Origin of the sequence: Psychrobacter glaciei (assembly GCF_014652895.1) — a bacterium.
GTDB classification, from domain to species: domain Bacteria; phylum Pseudomonadota; class Gammaproteobacteria; order Pseudomonadales; family Moraxellaceae; genus Psychrobacter; species Psychrobacter glaciei.
This window is the reverse complement of the sequence record NZ_BMZR01000003.1, coordinates 527,665-549,140: the sequence shown is the minus strand read 5'-3', so window position 1 is coordinate 549,140 and position 21,476 is coordinate 527,665. Positions and strand designations below refer to the sequence as shown.

General features: G+C 45.2%; 16 protein-coding genes. 9 read left to right on the top strand and 7 right to left on the bottom strand.

The window, feature by feature from the left end; translation table 11 throughout:
• The first annotated feature begins 372 nt into the window (after positions 1–372).
• From IE130_RS09850 to IE130_RS09820, 7 genes are all read left to right on the top strand, one after another.
• Positions 373–699: a hypothetical protein gene (locus IE130_RS09850; RefSeq protein ID WP_189585232.1), complete on the top strand. Its 327-nt coding sequence runs from the start codon at positions 373–375 to the stop codon at positions 697–699.
• Positions 700–833: 134 nt separating this feature from the next.
• A complete protein-coding gene (locus IE130_RS09845; protein WP_189585229.1) occupies positions 834–1,115 on the top strand; it encodes a hypothetical protein in 282 nt (93 codons plus the stop codon).
• A 108-nt stretch (positions 1,116–1,223) separates the two neighbouring features.
• A complete protein-coding gene (locus IE130_RS09840; protein WP_189585226.1) occupies positions 1,224–1,841 on the top strand; it encodes a c-type cytochrome in 618 nt (205 codons plus the stop codon).
• A 132-nt stretch (positions 1,842–1,973) separates the two neighbouring features.
• Positions 1,974–2,609: a DUF411 domain-containing protein gene (locus IE130_RS09835; protein ID WP_189585223.1), complete on the top strand. Its 636-nt coding sequence runs from the start codon at positions 1,974–1,976 to the stop codon at positions 2,607–2,609.
• Positions 2,610–2,727: 118 nt separating this feature from the next.
• Complete coding sequence (locus IE130_RS09830; protein WP_308430269.1) at positions 2,728–4,428, top strand: copper resistance system multicopper oxidase; 1,701 nt, start codon at positions 2,728–2,730, stop codon at positions 4,426–4,428.
• Between the two features lie 25 nt (positions 4,429–4,453).
• Entirely contained in the window at positions 4,454–5,662 is a 1,209-nt protein-coding gene (locus IE130_RS09825; protein ID WP_189585220.1) for a copper resistance protein B, read from the top strand.
• A gap of 27 nt (positions 5,663–5,689) precedes the next feature.
• Positions 5,690–6,175, top strand: coding sequence for a DUF305 domain-containing protein (locus IE130_RS09820; protein WP_189585217.1), 486 nt, complete (start codon positions 5,690–5,692; stop codon positions 6,173–6,175).
• A gap of 35 nt (positions 6,176–6,210) precedes the next feature.
• Here IE130_RS09820 and IE130_RS09815 read toward each other — a convergent pair whose 3' ends face one another.
• A complete protein-coding gene (locus tag IE130_RS09815; RefSeq protein WP_081501601.1) occupies positions 6,211–6,432 on the bottom strand; it encodes a putative antibiotic biosynthesis monooxygenase in 222 nt (73 codons plus the stop codon).
• An 86-nt stretch (positions 6,433–6,518) separates the two neighbouring features.
• The gene (locus IE130_RS09810; RefSeq protein WP_189585214.1) at positions 6,519–7,658 is read right to left on the bottom strand and encodes an alkene reductase; all 1,140 of its coding nucleotides are present in this window, start codon (positions 7,656–7,658) and stop codon (positions 6,519–6,521) included.
• A 173-nt stretch (positions 7,659–7,831) separates the two neighbouring features.
• Between IE130_RS09810 and IE130_RS09805 the strand changes: the two genes are divergently transcribed.
• Complete coding sequence (locus IE130_RS09805) at positions 7,832–8,716, top strand: LysR family transcriptional regulator (protein ID WP_189585211.1); 885 nt, start codon at positions 7,832–7,834, stop codon at positions 8,714–8,716.
• 12 nt (positions 8,717–8,728) lie between these two features.
• On the opposite strand, the gene cobA is transcribed toward IE130_RS09805, so the two are convergent.
• The 5 genes from cobA to IE130_RS09780 form a co-directional block, all read right to left on the bottom strand.
• Complete coding sequence (gene cobA / locus IE130_RS09800) at positions 8,729–9,661, bottom strand: uroporphyrinogen-III C-methyltransferase (RefSeq protein ID WP_189585208.1); 933 nt, start codon at positions 9,659–9,661, stop codon at positions 8,729–8,731.
• A 137-nt stretch (positions 9,662–9,798) separates the two neighbouring features.
• On the bottom strand, positions 9,799–13,101 hold the full coding sequence (locus IE130_RS09795; protein ID WP_189585205.1) for a molybdopterin-dependent oxidoreductase: 3,303 nt from the start codon (positions 13,099–13,101) through the stop codon (positions 9,799–9,801).
• Positions 13,098–14,558 carry an NAD(P)/FAD-dependent oxidoreductase gene (locus IE130_RS09790; RefSeq protein WP_227676186.1) on the bottom strand — a complete coding sequence of 487 codons (1,461 nt, stop codon included), beginning with the start codon at positions 14,556–14,558 and terminating at the stop codon, positions 13,098–13,100. Before IE130_RS09790 ends, IE130_RS09795 begins: the two co-directional genes overlap by 4 nt.
• 76 nt (positions 14,559–14,634) lie before the next feature.
• The gene (locus tag IE130_RS09785) at positions 14,635–16,746 is read right to left on the bottom strand and encodes a bifunctional protein-serine/threonine kinase/phosphatase (RefSeq protein ID WP_189585202.1); all 2,112 of its coding nucleotides are present in this window, start codon (positions 16,744–16,746) and stop codon (positions 14,635–14,637) included.
• Between the two features lie 2 nt (positions 16,747–16,748).
• The gene (locus IE130_RS09780) at positions 16,749–18,260 is read right to left on the bottom strand and encodes a NarK family nitrate/nitrite MFS transporter (protein ID WP_149408266.1); all 1,512 of its coding nucleotides are present in this window, start codon (positions 18,258–18,260) and stop codon (positions 16,749–16,751) included.
• Positions 18,261–18,854: 594 nt separating this feature from the next.
• Between IE130_RS09780 and nirB the strand changes: the two genes are divergently transcribed.
• Positions 18,855–21,464: a nitrite reductase large subunit NirB gene (gene nirB, locus IE130_RS09775; RefSeq protein WP_189585199.1), complete on the top strand. Its 2,610-nt coding sequence runs from the start codon at positions 18,855–18,857 to the stop codon at positions 21,462–21,464.
• Positions 21,465–21,476: the final 12 nt, after the last annotated feature.

The following is a 21,476-nucleotide window of genomic DNA, read 5'->3' as shown; positions in this document are numbered from 1 at the left end:
TCCATCAGTATCACGCTAAACTCTTCCGTCATCAATGCGTGATAGCCATCTAAACCTGTTATGTGATGATCCACAATAAACCCAGCTTCCGTTAAGCCTTTTTTTATGTACTCGCCAAGCTTCAACTCATCTTCTACCAGCAGTACTTTCATGGTAATTCCTCAGTACGATTATAATTATTTAATGTTTTAACCCACACAGATGACAAAATTGACTGGTAGCTGACAAAGATGTCATCTGTTCGTAATCAGATTGTCAGTCTTCATTTGCTAATCTGTATGAATGAAACATAGTTGTTCATACCTAGCGACTATGAATTATTTTCACAGGTAATCAATTCAAACATCTAACAACTTACAAAAGAGGTTTTACATGAAAACATATGGTTCATTCAAAAAAGCAGTACTGCTATCGGCTTCTGTACTTATTGGTATTACTGCGGCTAATGCGCACACTACCGAGCTAAGTACGTCAGTCATCAATAACTGTGATGCGGTTACTGACTTTGCAAAAAACTTGGATCACAACGATGCGCAAGTTTCTAGTACGCAAATGAAGCGCTATAATGATGCACGAGTGGCTTGTGAGATCGAACACAAAGATCAGCATCTACAGTCTGAAAAGTATTTCGTAGATAAGTATGGACGTGATCGTGATTCTAATGCTGCCTCAATACTAAATGAATACAAGCAACATTAAAAACTAAAAACAGCAAGATGACAATATTGTAATCTTGCTGTCATCTCTCTGTCAGAATCAATGAAGTATGCTTTAAAATAACTTAACATCCCAAAGATTTTTTGACTTTATACCAAATCAAATAAGGATTTACCATGTCATTATTCAAATCAATGCCACTATCTAAATCAATCGTAGCCACTGCTATAGCCTTAGTTGTTTCAACGTCAGCTTTGGCACATGACCCAAAAATGCATGCGCAGAAAGATCAGATGAACTGCGAAAAGATGGAAAAGCATATGGATATGATGGGAAAAATGGATCATAGCAAAATGGATATGAACGATCCTGCTATGAAAGCCATGATGACCAACATGAGCAAAATGAAAGCGATGTATCAAAAGCATTGCGTTACTAATGACAGTGCTTCTAAGTAAATCTAGTCGCGCTCGCTAGGTAAAGAGTCAGGTTCAACGACAAATATTGCCTAACCTAACATCAGATGACAATCTCATTTTGACAGCAATAAATTGTAGGACGGATATATGAAATTTTTATTGGGTGCGCTTTTTGCCACACTTGTGGCAGTCGTTGGGGTTTTTGCAGTTGTTACTAGCGGCATTGTCAATATAGGAGCAGATCAAGCGCATAACCCAATAATGTATAAACTCTTAGAGACTGCCCGCACGCGTTCAATAGCGAATGCTAGTAAGGACATTACGGTTCCCAACTTAGAAAAGACAGAAATGATCAGCTCGGGCGGTGCCGATTACAAAGATATGTGTGCAGGTTGTCACTTGTCTCCTGGGGTAGAAAGCACTGATTTTAGCGCCAGTTTATATCCTAAGCCGCCAAGTTTTACCAATGTTGACTTGGTTGAACGCTATAAGACCGATGCCGGTGCTCAGCAAGCTTTTTGGGCCATCAAACACGGCATTATGGCATCAGGTATGCCAGCATGGGGCGCTTCGCACGATGACGATAGAATGTGGGCAATGGTCGCTTTTATCAGATCGTTACCTGACTTAGATGAAAATCAATACACCATGCTAACGACTAGGATAGACGATGATATGTTGGACATGTCATTTGATGGTGAGATGGATATGTCTGGTGATGGTGAGATGGATATGTCTGGTAATGGATCCGGCATGCAACATTGATTATTCGTAAGAAATGCAGTACTAAATAGTGCTGCCTTTTGCGATTTAAGCTTTACCAATACTACTTTGGTCAGTGTTACGGCTTTAATTTTTATAAATTTGATCGTCAGATAAACGCTCAGGAGTGATTTTATGAGACGCTATACCAATATATTTTCTAGTGAACACAACCGGTTATCTGGTCGTGTTCTTTTAGTGATGATGACATCTTCACTATTATTAGCGGCTTGTAGTCAACCTAACGCTGCTGCTGACTCAACACCAGCGACTGAGCCAACGACCGCTACGCAAACCGCGCAAACAGAGCAACCAAAAGCGGAAATAATGCCTGTCAGTGCTCATTCAGACACCCAGCCAACTATCCTAAAAAATATCTCAGCCACCGTCTATAAAGACGCCAATTGTGGCTGCTGCAAAGAATGGGTCGGTTATGCCGAAGGTCATGGCCTAAATGCAACCGCACAGAACGTTGAAGATTTGTCCTTGTTTAAAGAGCGCTACAGCGTACCGCAGCAGATGCGCTCTTGTCATACCGCCGTCACTACTGACGGCTACGTATTTGAAGGTCATGTCCCTGCCAAATATATGGCACAGTTCCTAAAAAACCCACCAAGTGATGCGATCGGTCTTGCCGTACCTGGCATGCCAGTCGGTAGCCCTGGTATGGAATATCAAGATAAATTTATGCCGTATAAAGTGATGCAACTTAACAAAGACGGCTCAACAGCCATTTATGCAACCATTGACTCACCGCAGCAGCAATTATAGTTTGAGTGACGTTTAAATAGCTTATCCAGCGCTACTAATGGGCTGTCGCAGACATAAGCTTGACTGATAAATATATAGACTCAACTCCCATTTCATGGATTAAGTTAGGTAAATAATTATGAACAAGAATATGCTTAACCGTAGGCGTTTTTTGACAGGGTCCTCTACTCTATTAGGGGCCTCCATGCTATCCACACTGCCGTCTATTGCCAATAGTGCGCTAGGAAAAGGTCAACAAAACGTAGCCGTCAACAGTGATAAATCTGACCATATCGTACCTATCCTAACCGGTAATGAGTTTGACCTGTATGTCAGCAAGAAGCCCGTTACTGTCAATGGCAAGTCGAGTATGGCAACCCTCATCAATGACTCACTGCCAGCGCCAACGCTAAAGATGCAAGAAGGCGATACCGTGACCATCCGTGTCCATAACCAGATGAATGAGTCGACCTCTATTCACTGGCATGGCTTGCTCGTCCCATTTGAAATGGATGGTGTGCCAGGTATCAGCTTTGATGGTATTCCTGCGAACAGTACCTTTACCTATAAATTCAAACTCATTCAATCAGGTACATATTGGTATCACTCCCATACTGGCTTTCAAGAGCAAACTGGGATGCGCGGCGCTATCGTCATTGAGCCTAAAGGCCGCGAACGCCATCCAGTCGCCGAAGATCACGTGATTTTATTGAGTGATTGGACACACCGCGATCCGCATAACTTGCTAAAGCTATTAAAGCAGCGCGCTGACTTTGATAACTACCATTTGCCAGATTTTAAAAAGCTATTGTCTGATATTGCCGCAACAGATCTAGAAGCCGCTTATGACAAGCGCAAAATGTGGAATAAGATGCGCATGATGCCGACAGATTTTACCGATCTGTCTGGTGAGAAGACATTCACTTACCTTATGAATGGTAAGACCACCGCCGCCAATTGGACACAGCTAGTGAAAGCGGGACAGCCCGTCAAACTACGCTTTATTAACGCCTCAGCACAGACGATATTTGATGTGCGTATACCGGGTCTGAAGATGACCGTCGTCTCAACGGATGGCAATGATGTCGCACCCGTTGCGATTGATGATTTCCGCATTGGCGTAGCTGAGACTTATGATGTCATCGTCACGCCGACCAAAGATGCACATACGATATTTGCCCAAAATATCGATCGTTCGGGCTATGTCGCGACCACGCTTGCGACCAAAAAAGGCGCGCGAGCTGCCATACCGGCTATGGACAAGATCGAATGGCTGACCATGGCTGATATGATGGGGGCTATGGGTGACAAAGGCTACAAAGCAAAACATGCTAAGACCGAGTATGACTTCAAGAGTGATATGCGCGTCGACAGTCCACGTATGAACCTCGATGATCCTGGTATTAACCTGCGTGATATTAATAGAAAGGTTTTGACTTATGATCAATTGCGCTCCGTGGATGAGCAAGTATTGGCAGAGCAGCGCAAACCTACTAGAGAGATCGAGCTACATTTAACGGGCAATATGGAACGCTATATTTGGGCGCTAGATGGTGTCATGTTTAAGGATGCAACGCCTGTTAATATTAAACCTAACGAGCGCGTGCGCATCACCTTAGTCAATGACACCATGATGAATCATCCGATGCACCTGCATGGTATGTGGAGCGACTTGCGCACCCCATCTGGAGACTTTCAGGTACGTAAACATACGATTGTGGTGCAGCCAGCGCAAAAAATTAGCTTCGATGTGACGGGTGAAGTTGGACGATGGGCGTGGCATTGCCATCTGCTTTATCACATGGAAGCCGGTATGTTCAGAGAAGTTGCCGTCGTTTAACAAACCTTCGAATATGAGGCTTATTATGAAAGTATCTAAGAAAAATCTGCCATTCATTGGTTTGTCATCGCTAGTCTTGCTCACCTCATCGTTTGCAACGGCTGCTGATATGTCTGGTATGGATCACAGCGGTATGGACATGTCAGGCGATATGTCTGGTATGGATCATAGCGGTATGGATATGTCAGATATGGATCACAGTGCCATGGATATGTCGGGTGATATGTCTGATATGGATCACAGCGGCATGGATATGTCGGGCGATATGTCTGATATGGATCACAGCGGCATGGATATGTCAGGCGATATGTCTGGTATGGATCACAGCGGCATGGATATGTCAGGCGATATGTCTGGTATGGATCACAGCAGCATGGACATGTCAGGCGATATGTCTGATATGGATCACAGCGGTATGGATATGTCAGGTGATATGTCTGGTATGGATCACAGTGGCATGGATATGTCAGGTGATATGTCTGGTATGGATCACAGTGGCATGGATATGTCGGGGATGCAAGGCGGGCAGCCACCAGCCGATGCTCGCAGTCCAGACTATTCAAACGGAGTTCCCTACGGGCAGTATGGTAAGCCAATGATGATGGGCAGCATGCCATTATGGGGAGTCTCAGTAGACGACTTGGGCTATCAGTTTGATGAGGATCAAATCAACTTCGAGGCGACGGGTTGGTATGGGACTGATAGCAATCGTATCAGGCTACGCACGGAAGGTAGTGCTCAGACTAAAGATGATAAAGAAATCGATAGCTTGAGCTCGCTTGCTTATTGGAAACCACTGAGCATTTTCTGGAATGGTGAAGCTGGTGTCGCTTACGATACTGAGAATGATAACGCTGCCCTTATGGCAGGTATTGTCGGCACCGCGCCGTATTTCATCGAAACAGATGCGAGAGCCTATTTATATACCGATGGTCAACTTCGTCTTGATTTAGGGGCAGAGTACGAATGGCGTTTGGATCAGCATTGGGTGGTCATACCAGAGGTGGGGTTAACTGCCTTTAGTAAAGATGACCATGATAATGGTATTACCAAGGGCTTTAATGAGATGGAAGCTGAGGTCAGGCTGACTTACGAGACGTTCAGTCGCCAGCTAGCCCCTTATGTGGGTGTCAGTTATGAGACAGCGCTTGGCAAGGCTCGTGGTCAACGACGTCAAGAAAATGAATCGGTTGATAGCAGTAGTTTGACTGCGGGGGTCAAATTCTGGTTCTAATTTTATTAAAATAATAGGGGATATACTATGAATGCTTCAGATCAAAACAACATGGATCATCAACAGGGCATGAACCCGTATGTAAAGTTCACTCTGATGATTGTGACGTCTACGATTGTGATGTACATCATGATGTATTTCAATACTTATGAATGGGATCATATTTATTTTAGTGAAACCCGAGCTTATATGGCGCTCTACATGGGTGCCGGTATGGCAGTGGTCATGTTGGCATTTATGACCAATATGTATAAGAAGACCAAGGTCAATTTGATGATCTATGGTCTGAGCGTATTGATGTTTGCCGTCGGTATTTGGGGTGTGCGATCACAAGCAACTGTCGATCAGGTCGATTGGATGCAAGCCATGATACCGCATCACTCGATTGCTATTTTAACCAGTAGTCGCGCTGATATTGAAGATCCGCGTGTACAACAGCTTGCTGACGATATTATAAAGGCGCAAAAACGTGAAATCGCTGAGATGAAGCAGTTGATTGAAGAGCTGGAATAATATGATGGTTTGCCAGTGAACACTGCGAAAAACGATCACTTTTTTCTGCTTAGACGCTCAATGACCCAGCCTGCTAGTGGGAAGGACACCAGCTGTGTCAACGGAACGAGTATGATCGTTTCAATTAATACCACCACTGGCAGGCTTAATCCTTGAGTCACAGGCTTCAATAACGTTAATACAATTAGGAGTGTTGGATAGAGTCCGACATATCCTACTAATATACGTATAAGTCTGTCTTTAGAATTTTTATTCATTATATGATACCGACTGATGATTAAATTTATAAATAGAAATAAGGCCAAAAATGGCCTTATTTCATTTATTATTATTGTTTTTTTAACTATGCTTGATAATAAGGATAATCACTGTAGCCAACGTCAGTGCCACCATACATCGTGGCAGGATCTACTTCATTGAGTGGCCAATTATTGGCGATACGCTCAGGTAGATCAGGATTGGCAATAAAAGGACGACCAAACGCAAATAAATCGCCATAGCCTTTGGCTAAAATATTGACTGCTTTTTCTACGGTATATTTACCCGCATAAATAATACGTCCTGAAAACTCTTCTCTTACCGCTTGATAAAAAGTGTCTGGCAAATCAGGCGCATTATCCCAATCGGCTTCTGCAATTGACAAGTAAGCAATACCCGCTTGTTCAAGCAATTTGACCGCTTCAACATACGTATGATGAGGGTCTGATTCTACCAATCCTAAATACACGCGCGTCTCATCCGTACTCGCAAACAAAGGCGCAAAGCGTACGCCTAAACGATTCGCACCAACCACATCACTGACAGCAGCGACGATTTCTTTTAAGAAACGTAGACGATTGGTCAACGACCCACCATATTGGTCATCACGTGTGTTGCTATGCTCAGAAATAAACTGATTGACCAAATAACCATTAGCACAATGCAGCTCTACCCCATCAAAACCCGCCTCCAGTGCATTTCGTGCGGCTGCCGCATACATCGTTACCAGCTCACCAACTTCATCGGTACTGAGTGCGCGTGGCTCACTTGGATCGGCCAATGCACCTTCACCTGGGCCTATTTCAATAAATACTTTTACGTTGTCAGCAGCAATCGCTGATGGGCCTACAGGCTGAGCACCTTGTGGCTGCAAGCTGGTATGAGACACACGCCCAACATGCCATAACTGAGCAAAAATAATACCGCCTTTATCATGTACTGCTTGCGTAACTTTTTTCCAGCCTTCAACTTGGGCTGGTGAATGGATACCTGGCGTCCAAGCGTAACCTTGGCCTCTTGGCTCAATCTGCGTACCTTCAGTCACCATAAAGCCTGCTGTCGCACGCTGTGCATAGTAGCTGGCCATTAAGTCATTAGGAATATTGTCAGGCTGCGTGCTACGAGAGCGTGTCAATGGCGGCATTACGATACGGTTTTTGAGCGTATAAGGCCCAAGTTCTACAGAGGAAAATAGTGTACTTGTATTTAGAATGGTTTGTGTCATAAATATCTCTTTTAAAGCAGCTGATGGCTTATTATTAAATGTATTTGGCCTGTTTTGATGCTTAATAGCTCATTTAGTTGCTACTTAAGCAATGTTGGTCAGCATAGCGTTTTGAGGGTACAATTAGAAACAACCACTTATTGTTTAAGATACAACTATTAATGGTATGAGTTATGAATGGTATGAATCGGCTCGACATTAAGCAACTTAGAGTATTACAGGCGCTGCTTGATCTAAAAAACCTCTCACAAGTCGCGCGTAAAATGGGGCTAACCCAACAAGCCATCAGTGAGCAGCTGCGCAAGTTACGTGAAGTGTTTGATGATCGCTTATTTATTCGTCAAGGAAATAGCATGGTGGCAACGCCAAAGGCGCTATCGATGCAGCAACCTATTGACCATATATTAAAGCAGTTGGAAGATTTGTTAGAGCCAGAGGTTTTTATGCCGCAAACATATAAAGGCGTCTTTACGATTAGCGCAACCGACTATGCGACGCAGGCATTATTACCGCAGTTGTTTAATATTACGCGCCGCGACGCACCGGATTTGAAGTTGATCGTGCGTGACTTTGCCTCAGACAATATTAACCAACTTATTGCAGCAGGCGAGCTTGATTTATTGATTACCTTTCCCGAATTCATCCCTGACAACTTATCGTATGTCACTCTATTTGAAGAGCAACATTTATGCGTGACGGGTTGTGAAAATACTTTTGCCACAGAGCCATTAACACTGACGCAAGTGGCTGCGCACCCGCAGTTGGTGGTGTCGCCTTCGCGTGCTAATTTGCGCGGCTCTCATGACCAATGGTTTGCAGAAAAAGGTCTAAAACGAAATATTGTGATGTCAGTTCCTAGCTTTTCGGCTGTACCCAATATTTTGCACACGACTGATATGATTGCGTTTTATCCTTCGCGGTTATTGCCGAGCAGTAAGGTCAAAGAGCTTGAGGTTGAAGCCTTGCCACCTACTTTTAAAGTCATCGCGGCATGGCACCCACGTACTACTGACAGTGGCATACATCGTTGGTTAATTGAGCAATTACGAAATCTATAATAAGTAACGTTCCTACGTCATACTTTCCAAATTGGGTATTAAGTGATTACTGCTTATAACTTTATTAACATCAACAAATGCACCTTTACCCACAGCACCAAGATTATAGTCTGCAAACTCATGATATAAAGTGACAACATCACCCATAATCAATAGTGCAGGTGTTGGCAATTTCGCTATCGCTTGCTGATTAGCGATACTACCAAGCGTACCGATGAGCAGCTGCTGCGTGGGTAAGCTTGCATGACTAATCACGGCAAAAGGAGTCTCGCTGTCGCGCCCCGCTGCTATCAACCCTTCGGTCAACTCACCTAGCCGATGTAGTCCCATATAAAACACTACGGTTTGTTTGCTGTCCAAGTGTTCGTCATAGTCATTATTGGCTGCGCCTGACTTTTTGCACGCTGTCACAAACTTGACGGCTTGCGCATGATCACGGTGCGTTAGTGGAATCCCTGCACGGCTAGCAGCGGCGCTGGCGGCTGTGATGCCGGGAATGGATTCAAAACGAATGCCATGGCGCACAACTTCTTGCAGCTCTTCTCCGCCGCGCCCAAAAATAAAGGGGTCGCCGCCTTTTAGACGAACCACTGTTTTGCCTGCCAGCGCGTGTTTGACTAGCAGCTCATTGATGCCTTCTTGCGGCAGAGCATGATTGGCACGGCGCTTACCGACGAATATTTTCTCTGCTGTCAGCGCACACATATCTAAGATATCCTCTGAGACTAAGCTGTCATAAAGCACTATGTCTGCTCGCTGCATGACTCGTAACGCTTTGAGAGTCAACAACTCAGGATCACCAGAACCAGCACCGACTAAATGCACAGTGCCCACTTTCCCACCTTCTGCTATCGTTGGTGGTGTGTTTAGCACATTGACGTTGCATTTTTTATTGGACAAGTCATTCGAAGGTAGGGTTGCGATAAAAGCAGATGAATCAGTCATAATGGTCACTCCTAATAACACTACTAGCGCCGTGCAGATCAGCACTTCATAATGGAATACATAAGAACAAAAGATAGTACAAGATACGGTGCAAGCCTCATGCCATATCGATAACTTAACCCTCTTTCAACAGGCGTTTAGGACGCATATTCCTCAATAAGTGCATTAATTTGACTCACACATGAGCCACAATTGGTGCCCGCTCGGCACGCTTTACCAATGGCATGTGCGCTGGTACATTGCTGTTTGGTGATAGCATTGATGATGATATTTTTCCCCACCGCCATGCACGAACACACCAGCGGGCCTGGATCGATATAACCTGTGGCTGGACGACCTGCCAGCAACCATTTATAGCGCTGCTGTGCGGGTATCGCATCGGTATTGGTAAAGCAGCTATCAAGCCAATGACTGCTGGGCAACTGCGTCACTTGCGGCGCGAAATAAATAGCTAATAGTAGCCGCTCACTCGGTGTCGTAGAGATAGAAGTGCTTGGTAACGTGCGATCGACCTCTTCATTATTTGCCTCATTTGCCTCATTCACCTCCGACTGAGTCAAAATAAAGCGTAGTTGTTGCTCCGGTTTACTAAGGGTAAAAGCACTATTAACCCCTACAGTATTGGCAGCGTCATCAGTCAGTCCTTTATCCGATACAGAGCTTTGATAGGTATCGATAAACTGCTGCCAAAACTCAGGATCAAGCAATTGCTTAGCGATGCTGTCGACTGGGCTAGCAAGAGTCATTAGAACGCTGTTGGTTTGGCGGCTAATACTCCATGTCAGTGCTGGTAGTGTTTGAGTCGACTGCTCACTAGCCACATCAAAGCTCGAAAAGGCTGCTTGCAACTCATTGTCTGTCATTTGCTCTTTAAAGCTAGCCGCCATAGCACGAAAGTGCACTAGTATGGTGTCTTGCAAATCAGGATGCACCAAAATCTTGCCAAACGTCTGCATGGGTAAAGCGCTGATACTAATCGCTGAGTTTTTTAGCTCAGGCTGTCCTGAATGGGGATCGACAACGGTTGGAATGAGCGTACCTACTCTTGCACCGCTGGCAAAGGCGTTACTCCAGTGCATGGGCATAAATGCATCACCAACACGCATGCCATCACTGATGGCAACTTGTGCTATCACTTTTTGCTCTAACACTTCAATATCTGTATTTGAATCAACAGCCGCCCCATTATGTGGCTGACGCTGTTTTTGCTGCTGCTTGTTTGGTAGGTTTTGCTCATAGCGAGGATGTAGCTGCACATAGTCGCCCTTTTCAACACCGAGTTGCTTGGCGTCATCGGGATGGAGGGTCAGCATCGGCGCAGACTCATGTTGGTTAAGCTGCGGCGCAAGTCCTGTGCGGGTCATGGTATGCCATTGATCACGTAATCTACCGGTAATCAGGCGTAGATGCACGGTTGATGAGTGACCGTTATGTGGCTTATCGCGCCTGTTATCATGTTCTCTATTATCGCTCTCTGTATTGTCATTAGCTTCCGGTCTTGAGCGACGCTGATGCCTATTAGGTAAGCTGGCGCTATCCGAGGGTGTAATAGCGATAAAGTTTGAGTGCGCCATCGTGATTCGCTGGTCGCCCCATTGAAAGGGAGTCATCACATCATAGTCAGCACGGTTTAGGATTGGCATTGGTAGGTCTTTAGCCAAGTTCAGATAGCGCGGTTGATTACTAATAGAGGGAACTTGGCTAGGATCGTTTTTATAAGCAGTCAATGCCACATACTCATTGAATATCTCGCTAGGATGCTGGTAATCAAACCCAGCTAGCCCCATGCGGGTAGCCACTTGAGACAGTATCCACCAGTCAGGCTTAGCGAGTCCTAATGCAGGCTTCAACGCCCGTTGTCTTGATATTCGTCGCTCAGAATTGGTAACTGTGCCTGATTTCTCACCCCAACCTTGGGCTGGCAATACAATGTCTGCGCACTTAACCGTATCGCTGTCTACCGAGCAGTCAGAGACTATTACCAAGTCACAAGCCGCTAGTGCGCGGCGAAATTTATCCGCTTCAGGTAAGCTCACGACTGGATTGGTCGCCATAATCCAAATGGCTTTGATACGCCCATCTAAGATAGCATCGGCAGCATCACAAGCTTGGATGCCAACCTCTGGTGCAATAGACTGCGGTGCCTGCCAAAAGTCAGCTACCAGTTGACGATGAATACCATTACTCAAATCTAAATGTGCCGCCAGCAAATTAGCCAGCGCCCCGACTTCACGGCCACCCATAGCGTTTGGCTGACCAGTGAGTGAAAACGGACTGGCGCCTACTTTTCCTACGCGTCCGGTGTACAGATGACTATTAATAATGGCATTGACCTTGTCGGTGCCACTCTTTGATTGGTTAACACCCATACTAAACGCGGTCACTGTCTTGTCATTGGCAGCGACTAGCTGATAAAACTGGCGTATGAGGTCAGCGCTGATTTTGCATGCTTGAGCGACTTTGTCGATGCTCCACGTCTTGGCAGCCTCCAAAGCGAGATCGACATCATTACATTGCTTGAGATAACGCTCATCGCAACAACCTTGCTGCTCAAGATAGTGCAACAACCCATTGTATAAATGCGTATCGGTGCCCGCTGCTATTGGTAAGTGCAAATCTGCGAACTCACAGGAATCCGTACGACGCGGATCAATGACGATAAGCTTTTTACTGGGATCAATTTTTTTGGCGGCCAAAAATCGTCCAAACAAAATAGGATGGCACCATGCCATGTTTGAGCCCACCAGCACTAATAAATCGCAGGACTCTAAATCCTCGTAATTACCAGGCACCAAATCAGCGCCAAAGGCGCGTTTGTGCCCTGCTACTGCAGAAGACATACATAGGCGTGAGTTGGAATCAATATTATTATTACCGATAAAGCCTTTGATAAACTTATTGGCGACGTAATAATCCTCAGTGAGTAACTGTCCTGAGACATAAAACATAATACTGTCGCGACCATGCTTAGCAATAGTGTCGTTTAAGCGCGTGGCAATATCATCTAAGACGTTATTCCAATCGGTAGGCTTTGTAAGTGGCTCATCAGATATGTCGATAGTGTTAAAATCATTACCCAATTGTATAGGTCGATGTTGTTGCATTACCGCTTGCTTGTTTTGATAGTAAGGCTCAGTTAAGCGTCGCTCACTGCCTAAGGTTTGCGCCAGCGCACTGCCCTTTGAGCATAGTTTACCAAAGTTAGCAGGATGCTCAGGATCTCCTTTTACGCTCACTACCCCTGTCGCATCGACACTGGCTAGGACGCCACACCCTACCCCGCAGTAAGGACAAGTGGTGCGTATGGTGGACGTCGTTTCTTCAGTATAAGTGGCAATAAGAGCCGTTTTTGAAGGACTGACCATGTCATCAGATCGGCGTATACCAATTTCTAATTCTTGACTAGCATTCGATTTATTACTCAAGATCACTTCACTCATGACGCCGCTCCTACTATGTCTGCTGCGCTTAATAAATCCAGATCGCTATCGTTATCCATGTCTCCGTTAGCCTCACTATCTGTCGTTATTTTCTCTAAATCACAGTAAGCCTCACCAAATATTAAATCCGCTTTTATAGGTGCGATATCACTATTGCTGTTGATCAGCTGGCTATAGAAACTGCCCTCATTGACCTCACCGTAGAGTACAGCGCCGATCAGTTTATTGTTTCTAAGATAGAGGCAGTGATAGTGATTTATACTGGTCTGCTGATAAGTGATGGTTTCGATAGCTGCCGCTTCCTCCTCATCAAAGTCGACTTGCCCTGCTGAAAAGGCACTGATGCCAGATACTTTTAGCTTTAAAGACAGCGGTTTGCTAGTAAAAGGGTGCCAATTATTCCTGGATGCTAAGCCATCGTTTGATATCCTCGCATCTTTTAGGACAGAAACTAAGGTATCAACTTGCTGATTGACGGGCGCCACCATACCGAACAGCTCACCGTCTAGCTCCACACATTCGCCAATAGCGTATATGTTGGCAGCGCTGGTATGCATATAATTATCGACGATGATGCCACGGTTGACCGTCAGTCCGCTATTTTTTGCCAGTGTGATATTAGGTACCACTCCCACTGCCATGACCACGAAATCTGCTGGCAACGTGCGCCCATCTTTTAGCAATAATCCGCATACTTCATGCTGGTTGTTGACCGCTATACATTCAGTGATCGCTGATACCTCAAGTCCGACATTTCGACAGCTGAGCTCTGCTTGCAATAGCTCAGCGGCGGGCAAATCAAGCTGTCGGTTCAGTACATAGCTGTCCACATGAACAACCGTCATATCTGCTCCTTGAGAAGCCAAAGCGCACGCGGCCTCTAACCCCAATACCCCGCCCCCAATCACCAGACCTTTTTTCCCTTGATGTGCATATGCGGTTAGCACATTTACATCGGCTACTTCTCGAAACACGTGCACGCCTTTAGCATCGTAATTAGGAAAAGGAATGATTCGAGCACTGGAGCCCGTCGCAATAACCAGCTTGCTATAAGCGATCGTTTGTCCATTGCTCAGCTCAATGGATTGCTGTTTGATGTCTATTGTGTCAACCGAAATTCCAGCCAATACAGTGATACCCAGCTGTTGATACTCTGATTGCTCGTATAGATAAGTATCTTCAAATATAGAATCTCCTGACAGTACAGGCGATAGCATAATTCGGTTGTAGCCGACTTGTGGTTCTTTACTAATAAGCGTAATTGGCAGATGGATGTGAGGGTTTTCCGGTCTGCCTTGCTGTTGGGCACGAGCCAACTCAATAGCAAAACGGCTGCCTGCCATGCCAGCACCAATAATGACGATACCAGCACTCAAAGGTAGCATTGACGCTATTTTAGGATTTTGGCTATTGACTACTGTTGACTGTGCATTAAGGTGTGGTACAAAAGGCGACATAAGAAGAGCATCCCTTAGCCGCAACGTGCAGCATTAAATAAATGGCGTGTCATATCATGTTTTTGTTGAAGCAAACTTATAGAAAATAAGCCAGCAATGATAAGATGATGACAAACTGAATGAAGCAAATGCTGTGCCATACCAGTAACGGATGGCGTATGATAAGCGGCTCAGGGTCGCGGATATTGCTGGTGTTGTCAGGGTTAAAATCTTGTAAAAACTCACCAATTGCTTGGTATCTAGCTTGGGTGTTGGAATGCAGCGCACGCATTAACGCTTGCTGGCTAGCAGTGGGTACGCGGTGCTGACGTAATGATTGAGCAGGCAGCGTCAACGTATGACTTGCTTGATGCGAACTCATCAAATCTTGCGAACTAAACGGCAACTCATTGGTTAGTAGCTCATAACCGATTACGGCTATGGAAAACAAATCAGAATAAACTCCTTTTGGTGCATCGCTGTAATATTCTGGTGCAGCGTAGTGCAAATCACCGTTCGGTGGTCGAGTGCTGTCTTTGAGTATTAAAGAGCTGGCCGAACCAAAATCAATTAACTTGACCGCGCCTGAGGTGGTCAATAGGATATTTTCTGGCTTGATGTCTTGATGCAATAGATAGTTGCGATGCATCACCCGAACCGCCATGCCTATTTTGGTTAATAAATCATATGTCTGCCATACGTCGCAAGGGGCATGGCGATCCATAAAATCTCTGAGGCTCTCGCCCTCAATATATTCGGTCAGATGGTATAAATAAGTACTACTCGCTGGTACGGGGTAATAACGTAGCAATCCTGAAGAACTAAGCGCTGAGCTCGCGCTTTGATTGGTTTTGATGCTGATAAGGCTGTTATCGCTCGACAAATCATTAGGGTCCGCTTGATTGTAAGCAGGCTCGCCAGCACGGCTGTGCTTAGATAAGCTCAACCCTATTTTTCGCTCTTTTAAAAACTCGCGCAGATAATACCCATCGGTAATCGTATCAAGGCTTGGCGACTTTATGACAAAGGCATGATGGTTGCTATCTTCTACCAAGTACACTTCACTACGAGCAGTACGGGCTATAATGTTTTTGACAGTAAAACCGTCAATCTGCGCACCAATCTCCAAACCCGTTGGCAACTGATAACGATGAATATCGTGAGAGCTAGCATTGTCATCTGTCTTGTAAATTTGTGCCTTAAACGTTTGCTTATGGAGCATTGGCGTATTCATACCGAGCATCATCATACTTAAGTTGTCGTAACTGCCTTCGCTAAACGCTTGCTCGCATAAGCTTTTACTGATATCCAAGCTTTTACTGATATCCAAGCTTTCACCGACACCTGAGCTTTCACCGATACCAACATCACTTCTCTGTTGGTCAACAGGATCTTGATCAATAATAGTCGTCGATTGGACTAGCGCGCTTGCGGCGGCACACAGTTCAAACTGAAGCTCTGAGGCGGTAATAGATTCATAGACGCCATCAGTCATTAGCGCTAAGCACTCGTTTTGATGCAATGTAAATACCGATTGCTGTAACTGAATTCTTGTATCAGCGCCAACAGCAGCCGACAGCGCACCTTTATCTTGCCCACGATGGATGCGGTGATCTTTAGTGAGCACCGCCATGCTATCCATACCTATACGGTAAATACGTGAATCACCCGTATGAAACAGATGGATACGGTCACCGATACACAGTAGGCCTGATAGGGTCGATAACAGCGGTGGTACTCGCTCGTAGACTTGCGGGAAATAGAGCACATCATTGGTTCTGTTTACCGCCTCCTTAATTAATATAGCAATTTGATTATCATCAAAGCTTATCAGTGCCTTTTGACCATTGGCTTGTGACTCATTTTCTGATGCCGACTCGTACTCTGTCCTCACCAGATTTTCAAGCGCTAAAGTAAGGTGATGCGTGATGGTATTGACGACCAATTGACTGGCTTGCTTAGGGAACTGACAGGCACTGACACCATCCGCCATCAGCACCAATAAAGGCGCATGAGGACACTGAACGCTGCCGTTGATGGTTGCTGTGGACTGTCCATACGGCAAGCATGTTGTTATCAGCAAGCTGTCTTGATTTTCGGATTTGCGCCCTTGCATGGTATAAAAATCAAGCAACCATAGTGCATTATCCGCACTATGGTGACTGGTTTTGTCAGTGGTCTTAAAGTCTTGTGTGTCGCCCTTTTTCATACTTAGCTCACTTTAATTTGGGCAAAACTGCCATCTGGCATCTCTTCGATGATAACGCCTTCAGGCTCTTTTAAAAAGAATAGTGCTAAGAAGCCAACCACTGCGGTGGCAGCGATCACAAAGAAAAATACCTGATAGGAGACGAGACTCAGTACGGTTAAATAAACGACCGAACCAACATTGCCATAAGCACCAGTCATGCCAGCGAATTGTCCAGTCATACTACGCTTAATCAGTGGAATGACCGCAAACACTGCGCCCTCGCCTGCCTGTACAAAGAATGAGCAAAACATCGTGATTAACAATGCCAACGCAATCGGCCATGTTGAATCAACGATTCCCATCAATAAATAACCGACGGCTAAACCCGCAGTCAAAATCAGCAGCGTGATCTTGCGTCCATACTTGTCACTGAGCCAACCGCCGCCCGGACGTGACATCAAATTCATAAACGCATAGCTTGATGCCAATACCCCTGCCATCACAATCGATAGGCTAAATGTCTCTTGATAAAAAAGCGGCAACATAGACACCACCGCCAGCTCTGAGCCAAAAGTAGCGAAGTAGAGAATATTTAAGATACCGACTTGTTTAAAATCATACTGATGTGCTTTTGGAACTGGCGTAGTAAATATCTCTTTATTAAAGCGATAACTACTCACAAACTCATAAATATATAAAACGACCAATCCGATATAGACGATAGTCACGCTGTCCTGACTAAGCAAGCTGACACCAGCGGGCGATAATTTCCATCCCAAAAGAGCCAAAGCCAAATACATTGGCAGCTTAAACGCCATCATCAGCCAAAAGTCACCTGCTGAAGTCACCATCATGGCACCAGACTTTTTGGGTTTAAAATACGTTGCACCCTTTGGCGTGTCTCGCACCATCTTATAAAAAATCACACTGTAGAGCATCATGACCACCCCTGAAGTAGCCGTCGCATAACGCCAGCCCTCATCACCACCAACTATAGCGGCAGCAATGATAGCCACTGTCGGTAATAGCAAGGCAGCAGCAGCGGAACCAAAATTGCCCCAACCGCCATAAATACCTTCAGCCGTACCCAGCTCATTTGCAGGGAACCAATCACTCATTAGACGAATACCCACCACAAACCCTGCACCCACAAAACCCAGTAAGAACCGAGACAACGCTAGCGTGTTGTAATCTTGCGCAAAGGCAAAAGTAAAACAGGGAATGGCGCCAATCGCCAAAATGGCGGTATAGACGAGGCGCGGGCCAAAACGATCGGTTAGCATACCGATAATGACTCGAGCTGGAATCGTCAAGGCGACGTTTAGTATCAGTAAGGTTTTGATTTGATCTTTAGTAAGGTTAAGCGTCTCCCCAATCGCGGATAAAAAAGGCGCGTGGTTAAACCACACAAAAAAGGTCAGAAAAAAAGCCATCCAACCAAGATGGAGAATTTTATTCTTACCTGTAAAAGATAAAATATTAAGCTTGTTTTTAGTTGGCACAGCGGGGTTCGATGGTGGCGATGACGACATAAGCGATTTCCTTAAATGGCAAACTTTAGGGCCAACATAAAAAGTTATAAGAACAAGTTATGTTAAACAGAATGATCAGTTAGAACACTTAAGGGGGTGCAATGGCTGTGCCATTTGCCGTCATAAAAATCATTGTGGAGGCAAACCATTGTCTTTGGTGAAAGCGTCAATGCTTTGTAATAGCAGACTTACAGGCGACTATCACAAGCCTATTCATCTCTTAAAAAACATGATGCCCTTGTATCATTGAGAAACATAAAAAAATGCCACTCATTATAAATGTAATCAAATTGGTGCATGACTCTGTCCACTTTAGTGCATCAATACTTATCACCTCATTGCCAAATGATCGATTAATGTTTTATTTACCATCATCATCAACCTCCTCATAAATGCCTTGCGACCTTGTAAATACGCGATGAGCGTCATACGTATTCGTCTGAATTTTTTAGCAATCCCCTTTAATACAAAGCGCTATATAACAGTGCTTGGCACAGTTATTGAAGGTGTAATTGGTGTAGGCACTAAATATTGCTAACCATCATAACGTTTAGATCACGATATTTAGACAACCCCATTACTAAGGATAAGCGCATGAGCAGCACTATAGTGAGTACGACAAATAAAGCTAAGTTAGTGGTGATTGGTAACGGTATGGTCGGGCACCATTTCGTTGAGCGAGCCATAGAGCAAGGGCTACATGATAAATTTGAGATTCATGTGTTTGCAGAAGAAGACCGTCCGGCTTATGATCGTGTGTATTTATCGAGCTATTTTGAGCATAAAGATATCAGTAAGCTAAATTTGGTTGATTTGAGCGCCTATGCCGCCGCCCAAATTCAATTGCACCTGAATCAGCGCATTGTAGATATCGATGCAACCAATCAATACATCATCACTGAAGCTGGCGAGCAGATTGAATATGGTGAGCTGGTGCTGGCGACAGGCTCCTATCCATTTGTACCACCCATTCCAGGGCGTGAACATCCGCATTGCCACGTATACCGAACCATTGCCGATTTAGATGACATTCTTGCCATTGCTGAGCGCCCAACAGTCAGAAAGGGCGTGGTCGTGGGTGGTGGACTGCTGGGACTTGAGGCAGCAAAAGCACTGGTCACTTTAGGGTTAGAGACTTATGTTGTAGAGTTCGCCCCACAACTGATGGGTGTTCAGCTTGATGCTGCTGGCGGTGAGATTTTGAAACGAAAAATTGAAGCCCTTGGGGTCAAAGTATTAACTGGCAAGAATACCCAAGCCATTATTGACAATACCGATGCCCTGTCTAAAAACAGGAATAACACCAGTGAAGATCAATGCCATTTAACCATGCAATTCACCGATGATACCTCGCTTGATACCGATATGATCGTTTTTAGTGCGGGTATTCGTCCGCAAGATGGCATTATCAAAAACAATCCTGAGTGCGGCATTGAGATAGGTGCACGAGGTGGTATTTTAATTGACGAACAATGCCGCACCAATGCTGCGCATGTCTACGCTATTGGCGAATGCGCGGTGTGGGATAACAAGATATTTGGCTTAGTAGCACCAGGCTACAGCATGGCGAGTATTTGCGCGGCACAAATCACAGGAGATCAGTCGCAAACCTTTACGGGCGCTGATATGAGCACCAAGCTCAAACTGATGGGCGTCGATGTTGGTAGTATTGGCGACGCCCATGGCAACAGCGCGGACAGCTTGAGCTATTTGTACCAAAACCCTGCTGAGGGCATTTATAAGAAACTGGTCACAACGCCTGATAACAAACGCTTGCTTGGCGCGGTATTGGTCGGCGATACCGAAGACTATAATAATCTATTACAGCTATATCTCAACGACATCGACCTACCTGCCCACCCTGAAAGCCTCATACTACCCAACGTTGAAAAACCGAAAATGGGTATAGAAAATTTACCAGATAGTGCCACGATTTGCTCATGCTACAACGTCACCAAAGGCGATATTTGCGCGGCGGTCGAGAACGGTGCGTATTCCATTGCCGAAGTGAAGTCTTGTACCAGTGCAGGTACAGGCTGTGGTGGCTGTGCGCCTATGGTGAAAGACACTTTAAGCTACCAGTTAACGACCCTTGGGTTTGAGGTCAATAACGACTTATGTGAGCACTTTGCTTATACTCGTCAAGAGCTCTATAGCTTGATTCGTGTCCATGGTATTAGAACCTTTGATGCTCTGTTGGATGAGCATGGTAATGGTCATGGCTGTGAGATTTGCAAACCTACGGTCGCCTCCATCTTGGCCTCATGCTGGAATGACTATGTGCTCAAGCCTGAACTGACACCGTTGCAAGATAGCAATGACTATTATCTGGGCAACATACAAAAAGACGGCACCTATTCTGTCGTACCTCGTGTGCCGGGTGGTGAAATCACCGCCGATAAACTGATCATCCTCGGACAAGTCGCCAAAGAGTTTAATTTGTATACCAAAATCACAGGTGGTCAACGCGTGGATCTATTTGGGGCACGTTTAGACCAATTGCCTGATATCTGGACACAATTGGTGCAAGCTGGCTTTGAGACTGGTCACGCTTATGGTAAGTCACTGCGAACTGTTAAATCGTGTGTGGGTAATAATTGGTGTCGCTACGGCGTCGATGACAGTGTCGGCTTGGCACTCACCTTAGAAGATCGTTATAAAGGAGTACGTTCACCGCATAAGATAAAGATGGGCGTGTCCGGATGTACACGCGAGTGTGCAGAGGCACAAAGCAAGGACTTTGGCATTATCGCCACCGAGAATGGTTGGAATTTATTTGTCTGTGGTAATGGTGGTATGACCCCGCGTCATGGCGAGTTGTTTGCCACCGATCTTGATAGCGACACGGTCATCAAATACATCGACCGTATTATTATGTTTTATATAAAAACAGCAGATAAACTCCAACGAACTTCAAAATGGCGCGAGAGCTTAGAAGGTGGATTAGAATATCTACAAGCAGTCATTATTGAAGACAGCTTAGGCATCGCTGACGAGCTAGAAGCGCAGATGCAGCTGCTGATCGACAACTATGTGTGTGAGTGGAAAGCCACCATCACCGATAGCGAAAAGCTCAAACGTTTCCGTCATTTCGTCAATAGTGAGCAAGGAGATGACAATGTGGTCTTTGTCACCGAGCGCGAGCAAATTCGCCCCGCAACCGATACTGAAAAAACTCAAATCCTAGTGACTGAGCTGGCTTAATCAACGCCCAAG